A 22,136-nucleotide genomic window follows, 5' to 3' on the forward strand; every position below is an offset into this window, starting at 1 on the left:
ACTGTTAAGTAGTTCTTTATCCTTTAGTTTAATCTCTTTATTTATCTTTAAAGAACCTTTATTAGAACAAATCCCTACCTCAATTGTAGCGTAATATTAAGTTGGGTTTTTGGTAAACAGTTTGATAACTTAAAATTTCTTTCTGATAGGGATTTTTTAACAAAGTTATATACCAGAAGGTATGTCTATAATGTATTCCCTAAATTATTAAAGACAAATGAAAATATTGGTGTATTGGTTCTTGATATTAATAATTTTAAAAAAATAAATGACAAGCATGGTCACGAATATGGAGACAAAACACTCCAAATAGTATCAAAGATAATTTTAAGTAGCGTAAGGAAAACCGACATTGTTGCCAGATGGGGTGGAGACGAATTTCTAGTAATTTGTCCTAAGGCTGACAAAGATGAAACTAAAAAGATATTAAGTAGGGTTATAGAAGATAAATATGGAACAAATATTGGTTTATCTGCTGGAATGGCACTCTTCCCTTATGACGGTGAAACTTTAGATAAGTTGATTAATGCTGCTGATAGAAAGATGTATAAGTCTAAGGATATAAATAAGAGTTGCATTTGTGCTTATGAGGACTTTGAGTTAGTTCATTAGAATAGGTATGTTGTTTTATAAAACCAAAATGACGGCGGTTTGTGGATGTATGCCATCATTTTTGAAGAATACGGAGAGCTTTGGTTGTCGTTATATAATGAGTTTCTTAAGATAAGAAACAATCCATATGAGCTATAAAAAAAGTTATGCAAAAGGAATAAAAAGGGGACCGCTAAGTAGCGGTCCTTGCTTTATTCTTCTTTGTCTGGAGCTCCGCACAATTCACACGGTTCAGTTTCTGGATATTTATTTGAGGTGTAAATGTATTTGTTAATGCAACTTTTAACTTCTTCCTCAGAAACCACTTTTAAATTGCGAAAATCGAAAAACTCACCCTCATTATAGGTATAAAATTGAAATCCACTGACTTTACCTGTTTTCACAGCATCAATGGTTCTTCAATCCCTTCTTGATATTTTTCATATTTAGACATGGCTCCCCCTCCCAAGAGTTGTAATGGTTAATTGCCACTGTTTTGAAATTCAAAATCCTTCTCATATGAAGCAAATATGCCAACATTTCTGAAATGAGAAGAACTATTCCATGTTAGCTGATTTCTTTTGTACATTCTTCATACCAACCATTATTGTCACATAAATTTTTATATGAATATCCAACTTTCTTTAAATGTGTTTTTCAATTAAATGGCCCTAAAATGGAAAAAAACACTTTCCTTATTGCAGGAAAGTAGCAATAGGTAAACCTTTGATGTTATCTCCAGCTTTTCCCTTGCCCCACACGGAACGTGATAGTTTCCCATCATTCCGCGCTCCATCTAACGATTTGTACTAGATTATAAGTTCCTTGTTACCCATCCATTATGAGATTGGTTCTATTCCGCATTTTTCGCGGTAAGTATTAATTTTCTGAACCATAGGTCCAGAAATTCCAAGTTTCGATATGAGTATTGTAATCGTCTTTTTATCCGTCATATGAATTAATTGATGCACATCTTTATGGAGAATGCGAAGGTTTTTAAATTGATCGCTTCCATCAAGATGTACTGGGATATAATGATGACAGTGAACTTCATTAGCATATAGGAAATTGCCTGTGATTTCACATTTCCCCATTTTCATACTGTATCGGCTAATCCGATTATCCAAATATTCAACACTTCGTGCCTGAATAGTTGACTTCATCAATAATGAGATTTCCCGTTGAATATCCGTTTGAATCTTTTTATGTATACGTGCTCTTCCTTCAATTGTAAAAGGGGTAAGACCATGACTAAAGTTCATGGCGTTCCTAGTTTTCACATAAGAAAGAGGGAATAGATATACATTAGCTACTTTAAACGTTTAAGTTCCTGTGCTGTAAAATTTCTTATAAGTAGGAGATGCATTTGATGGATGTTCATATATACCGACGGATTTTAGACGATTGTACATAAAGGATTGCAGTTCGTAGGCAATGCGAGAGAACTCTATATTAACATGGGTTGCTCGATTGAAATAATTATGCATTCCTAAGACGAAACTATTGAAAAGTAAAGCATTTTGAGATGTTGGGGACGCTCTAAGTATCTGAATGCGTTTTTTCGCTTCAGCCTTGATTTTTTGCTTTTTGTTATCTTTTATTCCCGTGTGGGCAACCCTCTTGTTTCTTTTCTTGTTCGCCCTAATCGTGAAACCTAGAAATTCTGAATTGCGTTTTCGAAGGTTTACAATTTGAGATTTTTCTGGCGAAACATCTAATTTTAGGCGGTCTTTTAGGTACTGCCTTACGGCAGCAAACCATCTTTGGGCTGTTTTCCAATCTCGACAGAGAATTTTAAAGTCGTCTGCATAACGAACCAAATATCCTTCATTAAGATTGGTACGTTTTTTGGCATACAGCTGACCTTCTCTTGTTTTGTATGGTCGATTTAAAGGAAAGAACTCCCATTGTGTGGATACCCATTGGTCTAAATCGTTAAGGACAACATTAGAAAGTAAAGGCGATAACAATCCACCTTGAGGTGCCCCTTTTGAAGGGATTCCTTCTCCATCAATTTCAGCTTTTAGCATTTTGGAAATACAAACTAAGACCTTTTTATCTTGAATACCTAGATTCCACAGTTGTTTGATAAGCAAGGTATGGTTGATATTATCGAAGAAACCTTTAGTATCAATGTCAACTACATAGTGAAGTGATGCGTGATTAACTAAGGATTGTACTCTTGCCATTGAATGGTAAGTAGACCGAAGAGGTCTAAAACCATAGCTATGTTTATAGAATTGAGCTTCTGCAATAGGTTCCAGAACTTGCTTGAAGCACTGTTGGATAATTCGGTCTAAAATACAAGGAATTCCAAGCGGTCTCATCTTTCCATTTTCTTTTTCAATCAGTTTTCGTCTTACTTTCTTTGGACGATAGTTTCGTAATTTACTTTGTACAGTGGTTACTAGTTCATCTTCAGACAGTATTTTTATATCGCTTATAGTTTTACCATCTGTTCCCGCAGTTTTTGAACCTTTATTAGATTTTATGATTCGATAAGACAGTAGAATATTTTCTCTTGATGTAATAAAGTCATATAATCGGGTAAAAGATTCTTTACGAGTGGCTCTATCATATAAATCCGTAAAAGTTTCAGTCATACTGTAGTAATCCCAATATCGTAGAGCTTGCACTGTGGCATCCCCCCCTCTCCGAGGTGATGTTCCCATGTTCATACCCGATCGGTGCAATGCACTTTAGGAAAATAATCGTTTGATTTCGCTAGACTCGGGGCTGTTCCTCCGCTCCCATTACAGAAGTTTCATAGGTCGTGCCCCTACCCTCACAAGGATAAATGTATTTCGGTTTAACCTTATAACAACCATTTCAGGTGACAGCCTTCGTTTCAATGTTCCTTGCTTTCCGCGTTCCTTACAACCTAGCTATCCTCCCTAGACGTAGGTGCTTTCTTTAAGCCTGTGAGCTGGATATCGCCATAGTTCGATATAGCGTGTTTCAGAGGGCGCATTTTTACTCCACACCACTCACACCATCGTTAGATGGTCCATAGGTTTCCATATGTTCAATCTTTAGACCCTTAAATTCGAAAGTTCGTCAGTTCCTATATCTGGAACGATTCTCACCATATCTAGTTTTTCAGCCGCCCGGCATATCCATTGGCATGGCATCACGAAAAAAAAAAAAAAGTGAGTCTTTAGCCTCTGTTCTGCCGACTCCACCTGGCTTCATACCCCATAATCTGTCAATTATGACGCATGCAGGAGTATTGTCGGGATGGTTTCAGGTAACATGGTTCCGTCATTCCCATCCTCGGTTGTAAAGTTGAGATTTTAATTTTAGTATTATATAAAATTGAAAAGTCTCCTGTTTTTCGCACTTTAGTGCTTATAACAGAACACATCGCACGCGCCCGATTGTGGAAGATCATTTATTAAATCTTGTTCAAGATAAACACCCTGTTAGCTTAAAAAAGCTGCCTTAGCAACGCTTTACGACGATTCTTATTGAAGTACATTTAGATATTTAGTCTTTGCAAAATAGACACCTTGGCCATTTTGTTGTTGTAAAAACCAAAATGGAATTGGTGGGTCGTATTCCAATTTTTAGTAGATACTGAAACCCATATAGAAGCATTCCCTTTGGAAACAATGTTAGATGAAACTTAGTACTCAGTAATAGGGGGGCCTACCAGCAAAACGCGAAAAACATACGCTAAGCAAATTTCAACATGAAGAAAGCTGATTTTCCTTTAGTCCTTAGGATTCATCGGCTTTTAATCTTTTTGGGGGTAATATATTTGATTTATAATTAACAATGCTGTAGCTCTGTTTTTTGCTTCTGCTTAAAATTGTTCCAAATTTTTATGGATATAAAAGCAATCAAAACAAATGATATGACAACTAAAATGATCCCCATTAAAGACTCACTAAAGCTGATTCCAATAAAGCTATATAACATCATTAAAGGGATGTTCGAAATAATTATTGTTAAAATGTAAGTAGAATATTTTAATCCAGCTGCTGCTGATAAAAAACAAATTGCATCTGTTGGAGCTATCGGACAAATGATTCCTAGAGCTAAAAGCTTATAATTGTAGGACTCCAATGATGTTTTTAATTCTGGGTGTTTTCTCTCTAAATACTGTATAATTTTTTCATTGGAAAAAATTCTCGAAAAAATATAAACCACGGTTTCGCTTAATATCATGCCTACCATTGATAATAAAAAACCTACGATTGGATCAAAGCATATTCCCCCTAAAATCATAAGGGTTACACCTGGTATAAAAATTAGCAACCTAACAACCCATAGAGCAACAAACAACAGCATTGCATATTTTGTATTTCCAGATATAAATTGCTTTAGCGTATCCATGTCAAGTGAAAATAAATGATTTTGCTTTAATATATAAATGAATAAAATCCATATAGACACAATGGTAATTTTCTTTTTCAATTTCGTCACTCTCCTCATTGCTTTCTATACATACATCATAAGCAATGGGAATTAAGAAACACCCCGTAAAATCCTTAAGGATTCTTAAGTTAATGTAAAATAAAAAAGCTTATGGAAACCTTTAGCCCCATAAGCTATTACCTGTGTATAGGATATTCAATAATAAAATTCATCCAACCTTCTTTATATTCAGCACAAATGATCCCATCATGAAGTTCAACAATTCTTTTTGAGATAGTAAGTCCAAGTCCAGTTCCACGATTATCACTTCTTACCTTATCTCCCCGAAAAAACCGTTCAAACAATTTATTAACATTGTTTACTGGAGGTTTTTCAGATTTATTTGATACTTTCAAAATTGCTTTGTTACCCTTTGTTTCAAGACTTATATGTAATTCGGATGGTTTCAAGCTGTATTTTATCGCATTCATAAAGAGATTTTCATAAACACGGACCATCTTTTCTGCATCAAGTACAACAGGTATATCTTCTTTTGTTATCATCTTTTGAACACTTATGTGTTCCTTTTCAAATATAGGAATGTATTCTCCAATGATTTGCTCCAATAATCCTCCCAAGTCCACCTCACTTAGGTTTAACTTAACATCAGGACTTGATAAACGGGTATATTCAAATAGTTCGTCAATTAGATATTTCAGTCTTTGTGATTTTGAATAAATGGTTTCAAGGTACTCCTGATATTGTATCTTATTGTCATATTGACCTTTTCTTAATAAATCCAAATATCCAATGATTGATGTCAAAGGTGTACGTAAATCATGGGATACATTTGTTATGAGTTCATTTTTTGCACTTTCTATTCGTCTTTCATGTTCAAATTTATTTTCTAACTCTTTTGACATATAATTAATATTTTGAGCGAGCTGGGTTAATTCGTCTTTTCCCTTAGTTTCAATCATCAAACCCAGTTTTCCATTGGCAATATGATTAACGCTTTCGGAAATGAGCTTCAAATACATTAATTTTTTCCGTACCAATAACAAAAAAAAAGCAATAAAAGTAAAGATAACTACTGAAAACATAAATAGCATCATCAAACTAATTTGTAATACACTAAACTCTGTCGGGGTCAGGAGTTTCATCCCAATCAGGTTTGAGATGAATCGCAAAATAATGTTCAAGATACAAATTGAACCCAAAAAACTAATAGAGATCGAACCAAGAAGCTTTACAAATATCTTATTCCTAAAATGAATTCTCCTCATATTTTATACCCTACGCCCCAAACCGTTTTAATGTAAATGGGGTGTTTCGGATCCTCTTCTACTTTGTCTCTAATTTTTGTAATATGCACCATCACGGTATTATCAGATTTAAAAAAGTCTTCCTTCCAAACTGCTACATATATTTTTTCAACACTTAGGACAATCCCTTTGTTACGGGCAAGAAGCTCAAGTATATCGAATTCTTTTGGGGTCAGCCTTACTTCCTTCCCTCGTACCCATACCTGTCGAGTATCAGAATTAACGGTTAAATCGCCAATTTCGATGACGGCCTTATTGCTGTCAGTGTCAGTATTGTATTTTTTGAATCTTCTTAATTGGGATTTTACCCTGGCAATCAATTCCAAGGGGTTGAACGGTTTTGATAAATAATCATCTGCGCCGGAAGCAAGGCCCTGGATTTTATCCATAGCTTCTGATTTTGCAGAGAGCATGATGATGGGCATATTACGTTCTCGTCTAATCTTCATACATGCTTCAATTCCATCCATTTTTGGCATCATTATATCTAAAATAATGAGATCAAACTCCTTATCTTCCAATAATTTTAAGGCTTCGATAGCATCTTCCGCTTTTTGGGTTTGCATACCCTCATTTTCTAAATAAATCGAAATTAGATTTCTAATTTCTTTATCATCATCAACAATAAGAATTTTAGACTCCATAATATTCCTCCACATTTTTTTCTTTCATCGAACAGCTAAAGACATAAGCAGGTGGCACATTTCTAAATTCTCTTTTTATATCTATTTTGGTAAAAAACTTTTCAATGAATGCCTTTTTAAATATAGTGTATTGGAAAGTAATGAATTGTCCATCCTTGTTTAGGATTTTCGTGGTATTTAATAAAATTTTATTTGAAACCTGTTTTGGTAAACTTGCAAATGGAAGACCAGAAATAACACAATCGGCATAAGGGATACCGTACTCCCTTAAATACTGTTCAATATTTTCAGCAGATCCATATACAATGAATAAATTCTCTTCTTCTTTAAATTTTTCGTTTAATAATAAATAAAATTCCTTATTATTTTCCACTAATAAAATAATTGTATTGGGATCTCTTTTTTTTGACAATTTTTCTGTGAATACACCTATACCAGGTCCATATTCGACAATGTATTTTGCTTTCTTAAAATCAATTCCCTCAATCATTTTTTCTCCAAGAAACCTTGAACTAGGAAGGATTGCACCCACTGCTTTTGGATTAATTATAAATTGAAATAAGAAAGAGAGCTGTTTCATATTTAACCACCCCACTGGTTTGAATTGATAATCATACTTTAGAATCCAAACCTGAAGAAAATGGGGCAAATATTCTTAAGAATTCTTAAGTTTCCAATAAGCTCTTAAGGGGCAAGTCAGAGATAAGTCCAAAAACGGCATGCTAGGTGTGAATAAATGTAAATTTGTGCATTTTGAAATATACAACTTACTAATCGTCCTAAATTGGCAAGTGAAATTAACATGATTTAGGAGTTATTTTGCACCTGTTTTAGTCGCTATTTTAACTTTTTAGCTATCTTAAAATGATAGCTAAAAAGTTAAAATAAGTTCTTCAATTTAAAATATATAGTTCTAAAATAACAGTCGTGTTATTCCAAAAAATTGGCCCAAAAATGAAAATGGGCGCTTAACTACTGCAGTTAAGCGCCCTTTAATGGAGTAACTAAGATAAGTCCTTTTGCCATAAAATCAATTAATGGTTCTTCAACTAACGCCCCGGTAGTTTAAGTACAAGCCTTCACAATCTTTATTTCCATCAAAAAATTACGTTTAGGTATCTTCTAGAAGGTGCCAACTTGCTGGAGCTGATTAATCACACACTTTGTTCATTTAAACTGAGATTTTCTTTCATTCGTTTTATATCCACTCTAGGTGGAAAACCAAACATACGGGAATATTCTCGACTGAATTGGGATTGACTTTCGTAGCCCACCCTGAAGGCGACATCAGCTACATCTGATGAGTCAATTAATAACAAACGTCTAGCTTCCTGTAATCTCAATTGTTTTTGAAACTGAATTGGACTCATAGCAGTTACCTCTTTAAAATGCCGGTGAAGCGAAGCTACACCCATATTTGCTAATTCTGCAAGTTCCTCGATTCGAAATGACCTTTCATAGTTATTGATGATATGCTCTATAACGTTTTTAATTCGAAATGCATTACTACCTTGTAATGCCATTTGTTCCAAGGCATCCTTAAACGGCCCCTGTAGAATCCAATAAAGAATTTCTTTCTTGTATAAAGGAGCAAGTTTCGGGATATGTTTTGGATTGTCTAGCAAAGATGCTAACCTTACTACTGCGTCCAACAATGATGGTTCCACTTCGCTTGTAAACATAGCCCTTTTCGTACTTTTCTTCTGTTCTGTTTGAATATCTGTGTCATCTAAAGCCTCCAAGATTTCGCTAGGTGAAAATTCAAGTTTGAGAGCTAAATAAGGAAAATCAGTTGAGGCGCTTATCACTTGACCTGTGACTGGCAAATCAACGGATGCCACAAGGTACTTACCCAGACCAAACAGAAAGCGTTCCTCTCCCAACCACACCTCCTTCTCACCTTGTATGATTAGGCAAAATGAAGGCACGTCAACTCTAGAGATAGGTTCTGTAATAGTGGATTCCCGGATTAGAGATAAAGATGGAATAGAGGTGTCATTTACACCGTCACGACCTGTATAATGCTTAATTATTTTTGCGAGTTTCTGATGCTTTGTGTAGGTTGTTTCAGACATAACGCATTCTCCTTTTTCTTCATCTTTACAAAATCATTATACCTTATATTTTTCGAAATCGTAACAACGTTTATAGTATTAGGCAAAAACTTGATAGTAATAGGTTAAAGAATTTTTTCATTTTGTGCCATAATAAGAAACGTCAGTAAGGAGGGGAAATTGTGGAGTCTATCGCTTTGAATAATGGTGTTAAAATGCCGATTTTGGGATTTGGTGTTTATCAAATCAGTCCCAGAGAGTGCGAGCGGTGCGTTTTGGATGCAATCCAAGTTGGATATCGTTCGATTGATACAGCACAGGTATATGGCAATGAAAAAGCTGTAGGGAATGCAGTCCGAAAATCTGGTGTGCACCGCGAAAAACTGTTTATTACAACCAAATTGTATATACCGTATGGCGGTTACAAAAAAGCAGTCAATGCGATTGATGAATCATTACGGACTTTAAAGCTCGATTACATTGACCTGCTTTTGATGCACGAGCCTTTTCCTGACTATCAAGGGATTTATCATGCCATGGAGGAAGCTTATCAAAGCGGAAAAATAAGAGCAATTGGAGTTTCTAATTTTAATCCGGATGTATTTATGAATCTGGTAGAATCCTGCAATGTCATTCCTGCGGTCAATCAGGTGGAGACACACGTATTTCGGCAGCAAGCGCAGGCACAGGAAATAATGAAGCAATATGGTACGCAAATCGAATCTTGGGCTCCTTTTACAGAGGGAAAGAATCACTTCTTTTCTAATGAAACATTAAGAGAGATCGGGCAAAAATATGATAAGTCCAACGCACAGGTGGGTCTTCGATATTTAATCCAACGCGGAATCGTTGTGATTCCAAAATCCACCCATAGGGAACGAATGATAGAAAATATGGATGTCTTTGATTTTACGTTATCTGCGGATGATATGGCAAAGATTGCCCTGTTGGATGGAGGCAGAAGTCTGTTTTCATGGTATTAGCTATGTCAATAAGGAGGTCCTTTCTTTGAAAGAAGCAGATGTAAAAGTTAATCATGAAACTTCAGAAAGAAGTTATTCTCTCATAACAGCAATACTTTTTTGGTGTGGTTTAGTTGTTGTATCTAGCCTATATATCACCATTCCCTTGGTTTCAGTATTTGCAGGAGCTTTTAAAGTATCAACGTCGCAAGCAGCCTGGACCGGCAGTGCTTTTTCATTTTGTTATGCTGTGGGTTTTTTATTTTTCGGTCCCTTGTCAGATCGCTATGGACGAAAGCAAATTATATTATTTGGGCTAATTGTGTTAACCATTGTTTCACCTTTAGTTGGATTGTTCGCTAATCTGTCTTGGGTGATAGCTCTTAGAACGATCCAAGGAATTGCAGCAGCAACATTTGCTCCAGCTGCACTTTCGTATGTAGTAGAATATTTTCCGGCAGAAAAACGGATCACTACAACTGGATTTGTTAGCACAGGATTTTTAATGTCCGGAATTGTTGGTCAGGTGTTCAGCAGTCTAATAAGTGAGAACTTTGGTTGGATTTATGTGTTCTATATCCTTGGAGTGGTTTATCTAATCACTGCAATATTAGTAACGTTTTTTATCCCAAAGAGTAATGTCCCACAAATAAAAGGAAGTATGCTTGACTCTTTTAAACAAATGGGAAAGGTTATTACACAAAAATCATTACTTTTGTGTTACATCATCACTTTAACGCTTTTACTTTCTTTTGTTGGTATGTATACAACGCTAGGGAGTTATTTAAGTGGTACATTCGCTCTAAATAGTCAAGGTATTCTGTATGTAAGATGTGTCGGGATTTTAGGTATGTTAGTTTCTCCGTTTTCTGGAAGACTGGTCACAAAGCTTGGTATTCACACCGTTATAAGAGTTGGCTTATCTTTAGCCGTTTTAGGTCTTGCGATTTTAGGAGTTAGCTCTAATTTGTTCTTTCTTATCGTGATGAGTGTAGTTTTTGTGGCTGGTGTCTCCATAACCATTTCAACCCTAATCTCACTTGTCGGACAATTAGGAGGTATTGCAAGGGGTTCTGCAATTTCACTGTTCTCGTTTATTCTATTTATGGGTGCAACTCTTGGACCAATTGTAGCTATTGGTATCTTGAATATAAGTAGCTATCTTTTAACGTTTGAATTGTTAGCACTTTTATTAGGAGTAGGATTAATCGCCTCAACTCTTATTAAAAGTCGGGACCAGGTGTAACGAAGGAAAAGGGTAATATTGGTCTTGTTTGTTGAGTTTACTAAAATTTTAGGAGGATAAAAAATGAATAAAAAACTTATCGTGGTTGTTGGAGCAGGTCCTGGTGTCGGAAATCATGTCGCAAAAAAATTCGGTGTTAATAACTTCCGTGTTGTCCTAGTCTCCCGTAATCGGGATTCGCTGGATCAATATGTGCAGGTGTTGAGCTCGGAAGGAATAGAAGCTTATGCCGTCGCTGCGGATGCGTCAAGTCCGGCATCGCTAACAGAAGCTTTTGACCAAATCAAGAAAAAGTACGGTACAACTGATGTGCTAGTGTACAACGCTGCAGTTTTAAAAGGCGGAAAACCAACTTCCTTGACGGCAGATTCTCTTGTGTCTCATTATCAGGTGGACGTAGCCGGTTCCTTGCATTGTGCACTACAAGTTATCCCGGATCAAGTAGAACAAAAAGCAGGAACAATCCTCTTCACGGGTGGCGGATTGGCGCTGTATCCTTCGGCTGACTATGCGGCTTTGGGCATAGGTAAAGCCGCGATACGTAACCTAGCCTTTTCTCTAGCTGAAGAACTAAAGCCTCAAGGCATTTTTGTCGGAATGGTTACAATTGCGGGAGCTGTCGCTCCGGGCACTCATTTTGCGCCTGAACTCATTGCAGAGAAGTATTGGGAGCTGTATGAAAAACGCGAAGAATACGAAATTGTGTACAGCTAAAGCTCATGATTTCTGATTCAAAAACCTTCGTGTTATTCGAATATAAAAGCATGCCTTGAATGTCTTGGAAAAAATAATCTCTGTTGGTTCAACAGAGATCAAAGCAACACTAATTAAGATTAGCTTGGCATTCTTATTTAATGCATCAAACGGAATCATTTTAATTGAAGAGTTAATGACAAGGCGGAGGTTAAATTATGAACCGTGTAGAAAAGAGCAAGGAAAAATTCAAACAACTATTTGGAGATGGAGTACCTGCAACATTTGCTACCGACCCTGACTTTCAGGACATTCTTAGCCATTTCATTTTTGGGGAAGTTTTCTATCAAGGTGATCTTGATGACAAGCAACGTGAGTTGAGTACCCTAGTCGTTCTTGCTACCAACCAGACGTTGCCCCAACTAAAAGCACATGTTGGTGCTGCACTAAACATTGGGCTGACACCTGTAGAAATCAAAGAGGCAGTTTATCAATGTGCTCCGTACATTGGATTCCCAAAAACGCTAAATGCCATCAATGAAGTCAATGAGGCTTTCAAAGCGCAGAATATTGCTTTACCGATTGAAAGTCAAAAGACTGTAAATGAAGATAACCGTTTTGATAAAGGACTTGCCGTGCAGGTACAGATATTTGGTGATGTAATTGCAAAAATGCGGGAAAATGCCCCTGCAAACCAAAAGCATATACAGGATTATCTCTCTGCTTTTTGCTTCGGAGATATCTACACCCGTGGTGGACTTGATTTGAAAACACGGGAGTTGTTGACCCTCTGCATCGTAAGTAGCTTGGGCGGTGCTGAATGCCAAGTAAAGGCACATGTGCAGGGTAACCTAAATGTGGGCAATGACAAGGAAACATTGATCACTGCCATCACCCATTGCCTTCCATACATGGGGTTTCCAAGAACACTAAACGCATTAGCATGCGTTAATGAAGTTATTCCTGAAAATTAAGAAAGTGTGTTATTTATTATGTCATCTAGTTCATCTGAAAAATCTAGGTATTTCTTATATTTTCGGTGGAAAAGAAGTTTTGAATTTTACTGCTGTAGTGGAAAAGCTAAAAAGTTTATTCTCTATCGATCAATTAATACTAGAAGGCGGAGGCTCTATCAATGGATCTTTTTAAATTAAGAGTTAATTGATGAGTTGGGCCTTGTTTTAGTTCCAATTGCTGAGGGTGCCTCTAACTCCCTGACACTATTTGAAACGAGCAATTATCTAAAAAAAAAACACAACTAGTCAATTTCTTCTTAAAGGATATAGAAAAGCTGGACGATGGTGGGCTATGGTTCAAATATGTAATTTAAAAAAGTTGATTAACTTCTATATACAATAAATAAATATTGGAGGTACAAAATGGAATACCGTACAGTAGGAAAAACTGGAATTAATGTTTCGAATTTATGTTTTGGTACTATGTCTTTTGGTGCTAATGCCGATGAAGAAACATCAAAAGCCATGTATAAACGTTGTCGAGAAGTGGGCATCAACTTCTTTGATACAGCAAATGCTTATGGTGGAGGACGCTCCGAAGAAATTTTAGGGGAATGTATTGCTCACGAGCGGGAAGATGTCATTATCACAACGAAAGTCTTTTGGTCATTCCGTCCTGATGTCAACGCATTGGGCACATCAAGACGTAACATTATACAAAATGTTGAAGCTAGCCTAAGACGATTGAAAACAGATTATATTGATTTTTATTTTCTTCATGACTTCGATGAAAATACATCAATGGAAGAAATGCTACGAGCATTGGACGATTTGCAACGGCAAGGAAAGATTCTCTACCCTGCTGTTAGTAACTGGGCAGCTTGGCAAATAACTAAAGCATTAGGCATTTCTGCAAAAGAGCAATTAGCTCGTTTTGAACTTATCCAACCGATGTATAACTTGGTGAAACGCCAAGCAGAAGTGGAAATCTTGCCAATGGCACAATCTGAACAAAAAGGAGTAATTACTTACAGCCCGCTAGGTGGCGGTTTATTAACTGGTAAATACGGAGTGAACAAACGTCCTGAACAAGGTCGCCTTATAGAAGATGCCCGCTATGGGGATCGTTACGGGGCTAATGAAGATTATATTACAGCTGAAGAGTTCACCAAATATGCACAAGAGCATGGGGTGAATCCTTCCACTTTAGCAGTTGCCTGGGTAAAAGCAAATCCTGCTGTTACTGCCCCAATCATTGGTGCACGTAATTTAAACCAGTTGGAAGATTCATTAGCAGCTGCCGATTTTAAAATGACACCAGAAATGTATAATGAAATCTCACGTTTATCAAGAACACCTGCACCAGCAACAGACCGAGGAGAGGTATTAACTGGTAAATGGTCATAAGACTAACAAACTAAGGTCCTTCACTTATTACTATCGTGAGTCAAGTAGGGGGTGTGCAGTTTGAACTGCACCCTTCTTTTTTTATCTCTCTTTTTACTAACCTGAACCGATTGTTTAAGTGAAATACTTCACAATCTCTTTGGCGATGTTAATACAAATATTCATTTTTGGTAAAGAGTCTTATTCCATTAAATGGCCCTAGAATGTAAATAAGCGCTAATCCCTGCATCAGGATAGCGCCCGATTGCTGAATATCGTAATTGAAGTAAAGCACCCGGATAGTTTAAGTGTAATTCTTTACAATTTAATAAAATGAACCTTCTATCTTAGACTAACGGGTTTACTTGTGAGGTTCAAACCTTAAATCACAAACTTAAACACACAGCAAATAACGTAAAATTCACAAAACAAATCAGTATATATTACAATCAAAAAAGGCTTAGAGTTGACAACTCTAAGCCTTTTTTGTTAATTTCATTATTTCGCAATCCAGTTAAACGGCTCATTAACGGAATAAGAAAAAACAGTCTAAATTAGAGCCGTTAATCACTTCTATTATTTAAAAGTTGTTATCCCCCAATCCCTTCCCAAAAATCATTTGGAAAATTCTTTTTCACTCTTTCTGAAATATCTCTTCCATTTTTATCATAAAACTTGATTTCGGTTTTCAGGGTAGACATCTCAGTGTAAACCCTATTGCTAACCTCTTTTATAGACACAGAAAGGTTTTTTTTAGGAATAAACGTATGAGAAAAGACACCCTTTTGTTTTATAACTACTCTCCTTATATCTCCGTCTTTATTGTCAACCACCATTACATAGTATGTCTTGCTGTATGTCATTTTGTCTATTTTGATGAACCCATCCGTAAATAGACCGTTAGATACATCCGTACCTCCAACAAACTCATACTTGTTTTCACCCTTAATTTCTAACTGAGTAAACCCATAGCATTTATTGCAAGTTTGTTCATTTCCTGTTCTGAATAAAACAATTTTTCGGTTCGTATCAGGTATAGAATAAAGTGTTTCAATTCGAGGACGGATTTGAGCTTCATCCTCTGTATCACGAGTCCTTAAATATTGTTCAGCTACTTTTTCTAATTCTTCTATATTTAATGAAGATACTTCGTAATTCTCACAACCAGTTATAAATAGAAGGACACCTAAACAGGTGACAATGACTTGTGACACTCTCAACTTGAAACCAAATCTAATGATAACCAACCTCCAAAAAAGTGTAATTATACACTAATTATAATAAATGTAACTAACTGAAACAATTAATAATAGGATATTTTTGTTGAACTATCCTGCCCCGTTTCTTCAATAAGAAAAATGCCTTGCTCCCTTGTTGAAGCAAAGCACCCAGTTTGTTGAAACTTTTTTATTGATTAAAGTCACTTTCATATGGATTAGCGTACAAATCCACATCAAATTCAGCCTCTATACTTGAAGCAAATTTTATAATATCTTTATCTAAATATAAAAAAGGGGCGTTTCCTTTTTCTATTTTAATGACAATATAGAATTTACACTCCAGAGAATAAGCCTCTTTTATTTCGTTAATGTTTGATGACTTATTTTGTAATTTACCTACAATTTGTTGAAGTTGGTTACATACATCAAGTGAATCTTCATAGCCTGTTCCTAAATCCCAACTTGTCTCTTTTCGGTAACGAACTGTTGAGAGGTTTGGAATTAAATCGCCTTTTTTATAAGTTTTTGTAGGTGTCACATTTAACTTTTCTGTAACTTCATCTATTGAAAAGTTATCTCCATACAAGCTGAAATAAACCATTGTCTTAGTTTTATTCAATCGTTATTACTCCTCCCACAAGCATCATTTGTTCCGTATATCTATAAATATAATATCATTCCTTCTTCAACTAAACTGGTCCGTTTGTTTGAGTGAAAATCTTCACAATATCTTCTTTCTTACCAATTTTTCTTTAAAAGTGATGTTCCACAATATGGCCCTATTGTTGAATAAGAAAAAAATTATTAAATATGAAAAATGGTACCCATTTCTGAGCGCCATTTAAAGTTGAAAGAATCATTTAGAAGAAAAATCAAAATAATTTCTCTTCAATAATCTTGGTAATTCTATAAGCTCCTTAAAACTTATCGAATTTCCGATTATCCTTGTATCTACTAAAAACAATTGATCCTCAATTTCTTTAATGATGTTGTCGGTCTGATACACCATACCGCACTCCTTGCAAATAACAGCTGTGGTCATCGTAATTTCGATTGCCCTTGATCCATCTGGCAGCTCCCAGTAAACTGTGCTTTCACCGCTGCTTGCGTTTCCTCCACACCACTCACATTTATTCTCCAACACGAATCACCTTCTCATTTATTTTGTTGATCTTCACTACCGATTGATTTTTGCTGAGCCTTAAATTTCTTTTCTTTTAATTCGTCCCGTTTTTCACGTTTATCCTTTAGAGAAGTGTGATTTGGATCAACCTGGTACTTTTGCCTTCTATCTAGGCGATGGAGATCTTCCGGGATGAGGTTGAATTTACTGTCATTCATGATAGCGGATATTCCAACATTAGATTGGTACTTTTCATAATCCGGATATACACCTTTAAAGTAGCCTTCCGCTATGCCTGGTATATAGTTTTGTGGTTCTGGGTAGGAGGTTATCACACCTTCAAAATTCCTAAGCACCACTTTATCTGCACTTTGTGAAATAAGATAATTTGGTTGTAACGCGATTTTCCCTCCCCCACCAGGACCGTCGCAAACGAAGGTTGAGACTGCGTTTTTTATTGTAAGTACTTTTAAATAACTAAAAGCTGCAAATCAATAAGATAATTATCCTGATTTGCAGTTTCAATTAGAAATATGATTATTTGTCCAGTTTTTAAAGGACTATTTAAAAAAAGTTCCCACACTCCACATGTCCAAAGTGTATGTGGCAACACATGAAATGTTGGTTGTTTACATTCTAATTATGATATTTAAAACAAACTTCATTCTGATGTTTCTTATTAATTCCTCATTATTCTCAGTGCTTTGATATACTTAATTGCATCATTAATTTCTTAGACCGTGGCAATCTCTCTATCAATTTGAAGAAAATATTCTTGTTGCAATATCTCTGGTGTAATGATGGTCTTTTCGAATTTAGATTTTTCTATAATCGATTTTGTTGTATTAGATCCTGTTTTGATGGGTTTATTTGTAAATGATTTTAGAGTAAATTCAACCACAAGAGGTACATAATCACTATATGAAAGATACTCCTTGCCATTACCAATATAAAATTGTTGAATACCTTCCAGAATATCCTGAGACACAAAACAATAATCTAAGTGAAAAGGCTTATCCCTACTGCCATAATGATAGTAGGTACCTTGGTTTTCATATGTAAATAATGGATCATTATCAATTTCAAATAAGGGATGCATGATTTCATCTTTATAAGGGGCTAGCAAAAACGAAGAAGACAATAATTTAAATGAAAATTTTTGACTTATATTAGCTGGTATAATGGAATAACTAAGATACGGCCTCATCCTTAAAACCAATTAATTGTTCTTCTACTAACTCACCCTTATAAGTAAATTAGCGCTTCCCTATGTAACAATAAAGCGCCCTTATCATGGAAGAGTTTAGAAATTACCTTTTGATGAAATAATTTTTTTCAAAAAGATATTGGAACCAATACAATAAAAATGCCTTATAAAAAAAATAAAGGAAAAATTGAAAACCATTTATCCGATCTAAAGTACCATATTTTATTTTCCTTAAAAATATTACTATTGGAAAAGCAAAGGTAGCATTTAGAATCGCATTGAGTAATATAAACTTTTTAAAATTACCAAATGTCCATTTTAATATCCATAATGAACTTACAAAAAACGGACCAACATTAAATGGGAATTCTCCAAATAAGTGTGATTTTGGTTTGTTGTAAAAATACCACCAGTTACGTCTTTTCCCAATCATTTCGTTTATACCTTCGAAGAGAAGAATAAGGAGTGAAGCAGGAAGAAATCTTTTGATGTTTCTTGACCCTAAAAAGGGTAGTGATGCCCATGCAAGCAAAACCATTGCAATATTAACTAATCTTTGAATTTTTATTGTCATTTCTTCATCATCCTTTTCTCAATGTATAGATTCCCCTTTTTTTGTTAAAATATCCAATAAACCACATTTATATGTATAGGTATTCTTCAACAAAACAGCAAGTTACTTAAAGTATTTCTTCACAATTTCCATTTATTCTACTAATTGTTACTAAACAATCGGGCAATTATCTACAGTATCAGAGAAAAAAGTTGATAGAATGCAGCTTTTATCATTGTGTACATGTAGCCATAGATATGCGTTAAGAACTTGACTTGAAGCCTCTGTGGGCATGATTTGTCTTGAAAGGCTGAATCCGTTGTTTCATCTAGCAACCAAGCCTATCATACCTACCTCTCCAAATAAAGTCCTATCTTTTTGTACGTTGAACACTATAAATAATTACTGTAGATAATGTTTCCACTAAATTAGAAATCGGCTATTTTTGTATCTTAAAAATACGTTTAATACGTCGAAACAACATACTGTAGATAATGGCCCAATAGAGAAAGAGCGCAATTCTTTTGGATCGCTCCCTATAATTGATTAAAGACCTAGCAAAAAGAACTGCTTAAAAACAACCCATAGTTACGCAATTTATGTGATCCGTTACTTGAATAAAAAATGCCTTGCCTTCTTGTTGAAGCAAAACACCCGAAAGTTGAAGTATATTTCTTCACAACCTTATGATTATAGAAAAGGTACGAATGTCTCTGAAATTTGATTAATACAACTAACTTCAAGTTCTACAATTTTACTTAATTTTATGAATGACTCTTTACTATCAAACAACCTTATCAATTGAATAAAACCTTTTATAATAAAAAGAGGTTATACATACGTTTTACAAGGTTTCTAAATTGAACGCACAAAAATTACTTTTGAATGTAATTTTTAAAATAGTTACTCTGGAAATTGCACGGATGCTGCCATTGTTTCTACTAATGCTTTAAAATTCTCATTAGCCTTTTCTTTTAGCATAGAAAATTTTATAGAATACAAGGTGTTATTAATGGTTTTTTTTAAAATGTAGCTGACAAACCTTTCTGGTTTATCTGCAACTAATTGCTTTGTTTCAACTGTTTCATATTTCTTTTTTAATTTAGGATAGTGATTTAAATTAATATTTTTATAATTTGCATCTTTATTCTCTTTAATGCTTTCAGGTGTTGCATTTTCAGGAGCAGTTTTTAAAGTATTAAAAACTATAATCGATGACCCTTGTAAGTCTGGGAGTCCGTCTCCGACCAACATATCCATCCCGCCTCCTTCTACATGTGATACTTTAATTTTGAGGCTCTGGGTAGGATGCTAACACACCTTCAAAATTCCGTAACACCACTTTTTCAGCACTTTGTGAAAATGAGATAATTTGATTGTAACGGGATTTTCCCTCCCCCACCAGGTGAAGGTAGGGGGGCTGTGTTTTTTGTTATAAGTACTTTTAAATAACTAAAAACTGCAAACCAAGAAAATAAATATCTTGATTTGCAGTTTTAATTAGACATAATGTTTTGAATGAAGGATATTTACAAAATGTTTCCTATACTCAACGTGTGTAGAGTGCGAAAATATAATTGTTCTTATAAAAACTTTTATTTGACAAATAGCACTACCCTATAGTCTATTTACGACTGAAGTTTTTACATTTTCATTATCAACTAAACCAATACAATTTAATTTAATGGATCCATGTCCATCAACTTCCAGCATAACAACTATAAACTCTACGTCACCGAATCGCCGCTGCCTTTGTCTTGGCGATTTCTGCTGCGACATCGACAATCATATCCTCTTGACCTCCGACTGCTTTACGCTTGCCTAATTCTACTAAGATATCACGTGAATCAATACCGTATTTGGTTGCAGCCCTTTTGGCATGAAGCGCAAAGCTGGAATAAACACCGGCGTATCCAAGCACAAGACTGTCTCTAGTAATCTCTTGCGGCGATTGCAAAATAGGCGCAACAATGTCTTCGGCTACATCCATCATTTTGTAACTATCCACACCCGTTTTGATCCCCATCCGATCAAGGACGGCCACCAGCACCTCTGTTTGTGTATTGCCTGCTCCTGCACCTAAACAGCGAACACTGCCGTCAATGTGTGTTGCCCCCTCTTCAATAGCAATTATTGTATTTGCCATTGCAAGAGACAAGTTGTTATGTCCATGAAAACCTATTTTGACATTTAGCTCCTGTTTCATTGCACGAATGCGCTCGCGAACCCCATCAGGAAGCAATGTACCTGCAGAATCAACAACATAAACGGTATCTGCTCCATAGCTCTCCATTAACTTCGCCTGCTCAACCAATTTTTCAACTGGTGCCATATGGGCCATCATCAAAAAGCCGACTGTTTCCAACCCTAATTCTTTGGCCACTTGAATATGCTGCGCAGATACATCGGCTTCTGTCACATGAGTGGCAACCCGTGCCATTTTCACTCCCAGTTTCGCAGCTTCTTTTAGTTCTTTGACCGTGCCAATCCCAGGCAGCAAAAGAACCGCAATTTTCGCCTTGTCAGCAACGGAAACGGACGCTTCAATTAACTCCATTTCATTCGTACGCGAAAGACCATATTGCAGGGAGGAACCCGAAAGACCATCCCCATGTGATACCTCAATATAAGGAACCCCAGCATCATTTAACGCTTTCGCTACTTTTAAAACCTGTTCAACTGTATATTGATGGGCAATAGCGTGGCTGCCATCACGCAAAGCTACCTCAGTAATTAAAATATCCCGTGTATTTGTCATTTTTCCAGAATCCCCCTCCGATTAGACTATCTGTTTCGCTAATTGATTTTTTGCAAATTCTTCTGCCACTTTTACCCCCGCAGCGGTCATAATATCAAGGTTTCCGGTATATTTTGGCAGGTAATCACCTGCGCCTTCCACTTCGATAAAAATCGTCACTTTATTCCCCTCGATGATTGGCTCAGTTCGGAGACGATATCCAGGGACGTAAGATTGAACAGTTTTCTCCATTTTTTGAATGGACTCGATAATTTTTGCTTCATCTATCGCTCCTTTTTCCACAAGGCAATATACGGTATCACGCATCATAATCGGCGGTTCTGCCGGATTTAGAATAATAATCGCCTTGCCTTTCTTTGCTCCTCCAACTTCAACGATCCCCCGTGAAGTGGTTTCCGTAAACTCATCAATGTTCTCCCGTGTTCCTGGTCCTGCGCTGCGGCTGGAAATAGTGGCAACGATTTCAGCATATTCGACAGGAATCACATGGTTTACCGCATAGACCATCGGGATAGTCGCCTGACCACCGCAGGTAATCAAGTTAATATTTTCAGCGGTAATATTGGACCCCATATTGACAGAGGGCACAACAAACGGCCCCCTAGCTGCTGGAGTCATATCAATGGCCTTGATCCCCGCTTCCTTTAACAATTTGGCATGTCGGACATGTGCCTTCGCAGATGTGGCATCAAAAACGATATCCGCTAAGTCGGCGTGATATTCGAGAAATCCCTCTAGGCCTGTATCAACAGCTAAATACCCTAATTCTCTCGCCAGCTTTAGACCATCTGATTCCGGGTCAATTCCTATCACAGCGGTAAGCTCCAAAATATCTGATCGTTCTAGTTTAATCATGAGGTCGGTTCCAATATTCCCTGAACCAAGTATTGCAACTTTTACTTTTGACAAAATATTCTCCTCCTCAGTCTTTTATATTTACGGACATGCCAGCTATTTTATCCAATGCAAGGATTCCAATGGTGTTGAAAAAGCTCAATATGTGCTTCAACTGTTTTGTATACAAAAATTGCCTTTCCTACTCCTGTAGCTAAACTTAAC

General features: G+C 36.0%; 19 protein-coding genes and 3 pseudogenes. 6 read left to right on the plus strand and 16 right to left on the minus strand.

Features of this window, described 5'->3' with window-relative positions:
• Window positions 1-93: 93 nt before the first annotated feature.
• Window positions 94-612, plus strand: a complete 519-nt coding sequence (locus tag B1NLA3E_RS14450; protein ID WP_236619677.1) for a GGDEF domain-containing protein — start codon at window positions 94-96, stop codon at window positions 610-612.
• 818 nt (window positions 613-1,430) lie between these two features.
• On the opposite strand, the pseudogene ltrA reads toward B1NLA3E_RS14450, so the two are convergent.
• The 6 genes and pseudogenes from ltrA to B1NLA3E_RS14485 all read right to left on the minus strand — a co-directional run bounded on the left by ltrA (window position 1,431) and on the right by B1NLA3E_RS14485 (window position 8,994).
• Window positions 1,431-3,227 (minus strand): annotated as a pseudogene (gene ltrA, locus B1NLA3E_RS14460) (group II intron reverse transcriptase/maturase).
• Between the two features lie 1,135 nt (window positions 3,228-4,362).
• Window positions 4,363-5,010: a TVP38/TMEM64 family protein gene (locus tag B1NLA3E_RS24105; RefSeq protein ID WP_015594575.1), complete on the minus strand. Its 648-nt coding sequence runs from the start codon at window positions 5,008-5,010 to the stop codon at window positions 4,363-4,365.
• Between the two features lie 137 nt (window positions 5,011-5,147).
• Entirely contained in the window at window positions 5,148-6,236 is a 1,089-nt protein-coding gene (locus tag B1NLA3E_RS14470; protein WP_015594576.1) for a sensor histidine kinase, read from the minus strand.
• Window positions 6,233-6,919, minus strand: coding sequence for a response regulator transcription factor (locus tag B1NLA3E_RS14475; RefSeq protein ID WP_015594577.1), 687 nt, complete (start codon window positions 6,917-6,919; stop codon window positions 6,233-6,235). Before B1NLA3E_RS14475 ends, B1NLA3E_RS14470 begins: the two co-directional genes overlap by 4 nt.
• Window positions 6,909-7,499, minus strand: a complete 591-nt coding sequence (locus B1NLA3E_RS14480; RefSeq protein ID WP_041580564.1) for a class I SAM-dependent methyltransferase — start codon at window positions 7,497-7,499, stop codon at window positions 6,909-6,911. The genes B1NLA3E_RS14475 and B1NLA3E_RS14480 overlap by 11 nt, the downstream gene beginning before the upstream one ends.
• 574 nt (window positions 7,500-8,073) lie before the next feature.
• On the minus strand, window positions 8,074-8,994 hold the full coding sequence (locus B1NLA3E_RS14485) for an AraC family transcriptional regulator (protein WP_015594579.1): 921 nt from the start codon (window positions 8,992-8,994) through the stop codon (window positions 8,074-8,076).
• A 161-nt stretch (window positions 8,995-9,155) separates the two neighbouring features.
• On the opposite strand from B1NLA3E_RS14485, the gene B1NLA3E_RS14490 reads away from it, so the two are divergent.
• From B1NLA3E_RS14490 to B1NLA3E_RS14515, 5 genes are all read left to right on the plus strand, one after another.
• Complete coding sequence (locus tag B1NLA3E_RS14490) at window positions 9,156-9,956, plus strand: aldo/keto reductase (RefSeq protein ID WP_015594580.1); 801 nt, start codon at window positions 9,156-9,158, stop codon at window positions 9,954-9,956.
• A 25-nt stretch (window positions 9,957-9,981) separates the two neighbouring features.
• Window positions 9,982-11,181, plus strand: coding sequence for an MFS transporter (locus B1NLA3E_RS14495; RefSeq protein WP_015594581.1), 1,200 nt, complete (start codon window positions 9,982-9,984; stop codon window positions 11,179-11,181).
• A 63-nt stretch (window positions 11,182-11,244) separates the two neighbouring features.
• Window positions 11,245-11,895 carry an SDR family NAD(P)-dependent oxidoreductase gene (locus tag B1NLA3E_RS14500; protein ID WP_015594582.1) on the plus strand — a complete coding sequence of 217 codons (651 nt, stop codon included), beginning with the start codon at window positions 11,245-11,247 and terminating at the stop codon, window positions 11,893-11,895.
• A gap of 197 nt (window positions 11,896-12,092) precedes the next feature.
• A complete protein-coding gene (locus B1NLA3E_RS14505; protein WP_015594583.1) occupies window positions 12,093-12,848 on the plus strand; it encodes a carboxymuconolactone decarboxylase family protein in 756 nt (251 codons plus the stop codon).
• Window positions 12,849-13,253: 405 nt separating this feature from the next.
• The gene (locus B1NLA3E_RS14515) at window positions 13,254-14,237 is read left to right on the plus strand and encodes an aldo/keto reductase (RefSeq protein WP_015594584.1); all 984 of its coding nucleotides are present in this window, start codon (window positions 13,254-13,256) and stop codon (window positions 14,235-14,237) included.
• Window positions 14,238-14,806: 569 nt separating this feature from the next.
• Here the strand turns inward: B1NLA3E_RS14515 and B1NLA3E_RS14520 are convergent.
• The 10 genes and pseudogenes from B1NLA3E_RS14520 to B1NLA3E_RS14560 all read right to left on the minus strand — a co-directional run bounded on the left by B1NLA3E_RS14520 (window position 14,807) and on the right by B1NLA3E_RS14560 (window position 21,986).
• Window positions 14,807-15,463, minus strand: coding sequence for a hypothetical protein (locus B1NLA3E_RS14520; RefSeq protein ID WP_015594585.1), 657 nt, complete (start codon window positions 15,461-15,463; stop codon window positions 14,807-14,809).
• A gap of 160 nt (window positions 15,464-15,623) precedes the next feature.
• The gene (locus B1NLA3E_RS14525; protein WP_015594586.1) at window positions 15,624-16,055 is read right to left on the minus strand and encodes a DUF4279 domain-containing protein; all 432 of its coding nucleotides are present in this window, start codon (window positions 16,053-16,055) and stop codon (window positions 15,624-15,626) included.
• Window positions 16,056-16,292: 237 nt separating this feature from the next.
• A complete protein-coding gene (locus tag B1NLA3E_RS14530) occupies window positions 16,293-16,577 on the minus strand; it encodes a YokU family protein (RefSeq protein WP_041580566.1) in 285 nt (94 codons plus the stop codon).
• A gap of 14 nt (window positions 16,578-16,591) precedes the next feature.
• Window positions 16,592-17,008: pseudogene (locus B1NLA3E_RS14535) on the minus strand (lysine 2,3-aminomutase); the annotation flags it as partial.
• A gap of 284 nt (window positions 17,009-17,292) precedes the next feature.
• Window positions 17,293-17,778 (minus strand): hypothetical protein, encoded by a 486-nt coding sequence (locus B1NLA3E_RS14540; RefSeq protein ID WP_144061488.1) that lies wholly within the window; start codon window positions 17,776-17,778, stop codon window positions 17,293-17,295.
• 91 nt (window positions 17,779-17,869) lie between these two features.
• Window positions 17,870-18,340, minus strand: coding sequence for a hypothetical protein (locus tag B1NLA3E_RS14545; RefSeq protein WP_015594590.1), 471 nt, complete (start codon window positions 18,338-18,340; stop codon window positions 17,870-17,872).
• Between the two features lie 882 nt (window positions 18,341-19,222).
• Window positions 19,223-19,579, minus strand: a complete 357-nt coding sequence (locus B1NLA3E_RS14550) for a hypothetical protein (RefSeq protein WP_015594591.1) — start codon at window positions 19,577-19,579, stop codon at window positions 19,223-19,225.
• 28 nt (window positions 19,580-19,607) lie between these two features.
• A pseudogene (locus tag B1NLA3E_RS24110) lies at window positions 19,608-19,728 on the minus strand (lysine 2,3-aminomutase); the annotation flags it as partial.
• 323 nt (window positions 19,729-20,051) lie between these two features.
• Window positions 20,052-21,077 (minus strand): 4-hydroxy-2-oxovalerate aldolase, encoded by a 1,026-nt coding sequence (gene dmpG, locus B1NLA3E_RS14555; protein WP_015594592.1) that lies wholly within the window; start codon window positions 21,075-21,077, stop codon window positions 20,052-20,054.
• 21 nt (window positions 21,078-21,098) lie between these two features.
• The gene (locus B1NLA3E_RS14560) at window positions 21,099-21,986 is read right to left on the minus strand and encodes an acetaldehyde dehydrogenase (acetylating) (RefSeq protein ID WP_015594593.1); all 888 of its coding nucleotides are present in this window, start codon (window positions 21,984-21,986) and stop codon (window positions 21,099-21,101) included.
• Window positions 21,987-22,136: the final 150 nt, after the last annotated feature.

This window comes from Bacillus sp. 1NLA3E, from assembly GCF_000242895.2.
Classification (GTDB): domain Bacteria; phylum Bacillota; class Bacilli; order Bacillales; family Cytobacillaceae; genus Bacillus_BU.

Excerpts from the sequence above, each read along its gene's own strand:
- B1NLA3E_RS14505 (WP_015594583.1), top strand. The coding sequence starts at position 12,093 with ATGAACCGTGTAGAAAAGAGCAAGGAAAAATTCAAACAACTATTTGGA.
- B1NLA3E_RS14470 (WP_015594576.1), bottom strand. The coding sequence starts at position 6,236 with ATGAGGAGAATTCATTTTAGGAATAAGATATTTGTAAAGCTTCTTGGT.
- B1NLA3E_RS14550 (WP_015594591.1), bottom strand. The coding sequence starts at position 19,579 with ATGGATATGTTGGTCGGAGACGGACTCCCAGACTTACAAGGGTCATCG.
- B1NLA3E_RS14545 (WP_015594590.1), bottom strand. The coding sequence starts at position 18,340 with ATGACAATAAAAATTCAAAGATTAGTTAATATTGCAATGGTTTTGCTT.
- dmpG (WP_015594592.1), bottom strand. The coding sequence starts at position 21,077 with ATGACAAATACACGGGATATTTTAATTACTGAGGTAGCTTTGCGTGAT.
- B1NLA3E_RS14515 (WP_015594584.1), top strand. The coding sequence starts at position 13,254 with ATGGAATACCGTACAGTAGGAAAAACTGGAATTAATGTTTCGAATTTA.
- B1NLA3E_RS14485 (WP_015594579.1), bottom strand. The coding sequence starts at position 8,994 with ATGTCTGAAACAACCTACACAAAGCATCAGAAACTCGCAAAAATAATT.
- B1NLA3E_RS14480 (WP_041580564.1), bottom strand. The coding sequence starts at position 7,499 with ATGAAACAGCTCTCTTTCTTATTTCAATTTATAATTAATCCAAAAGCA.
- B1NLA3E_RS14500 (WP_015594582.1), top strand. The coding sequence starts at position 11,245 with ATGAATAAAAAACTTATCGTGGTTGTTGGAGCAGGTCCTGGTGTCGGA.
- B1NLA3E_RS14475 (WP_015594577.1), bottom strand. The coding sequence starts at position 6,919 with ATGGAGTCTAAAATTCTTATTGTTGATGATGATAAAGAAATTAGAAAT.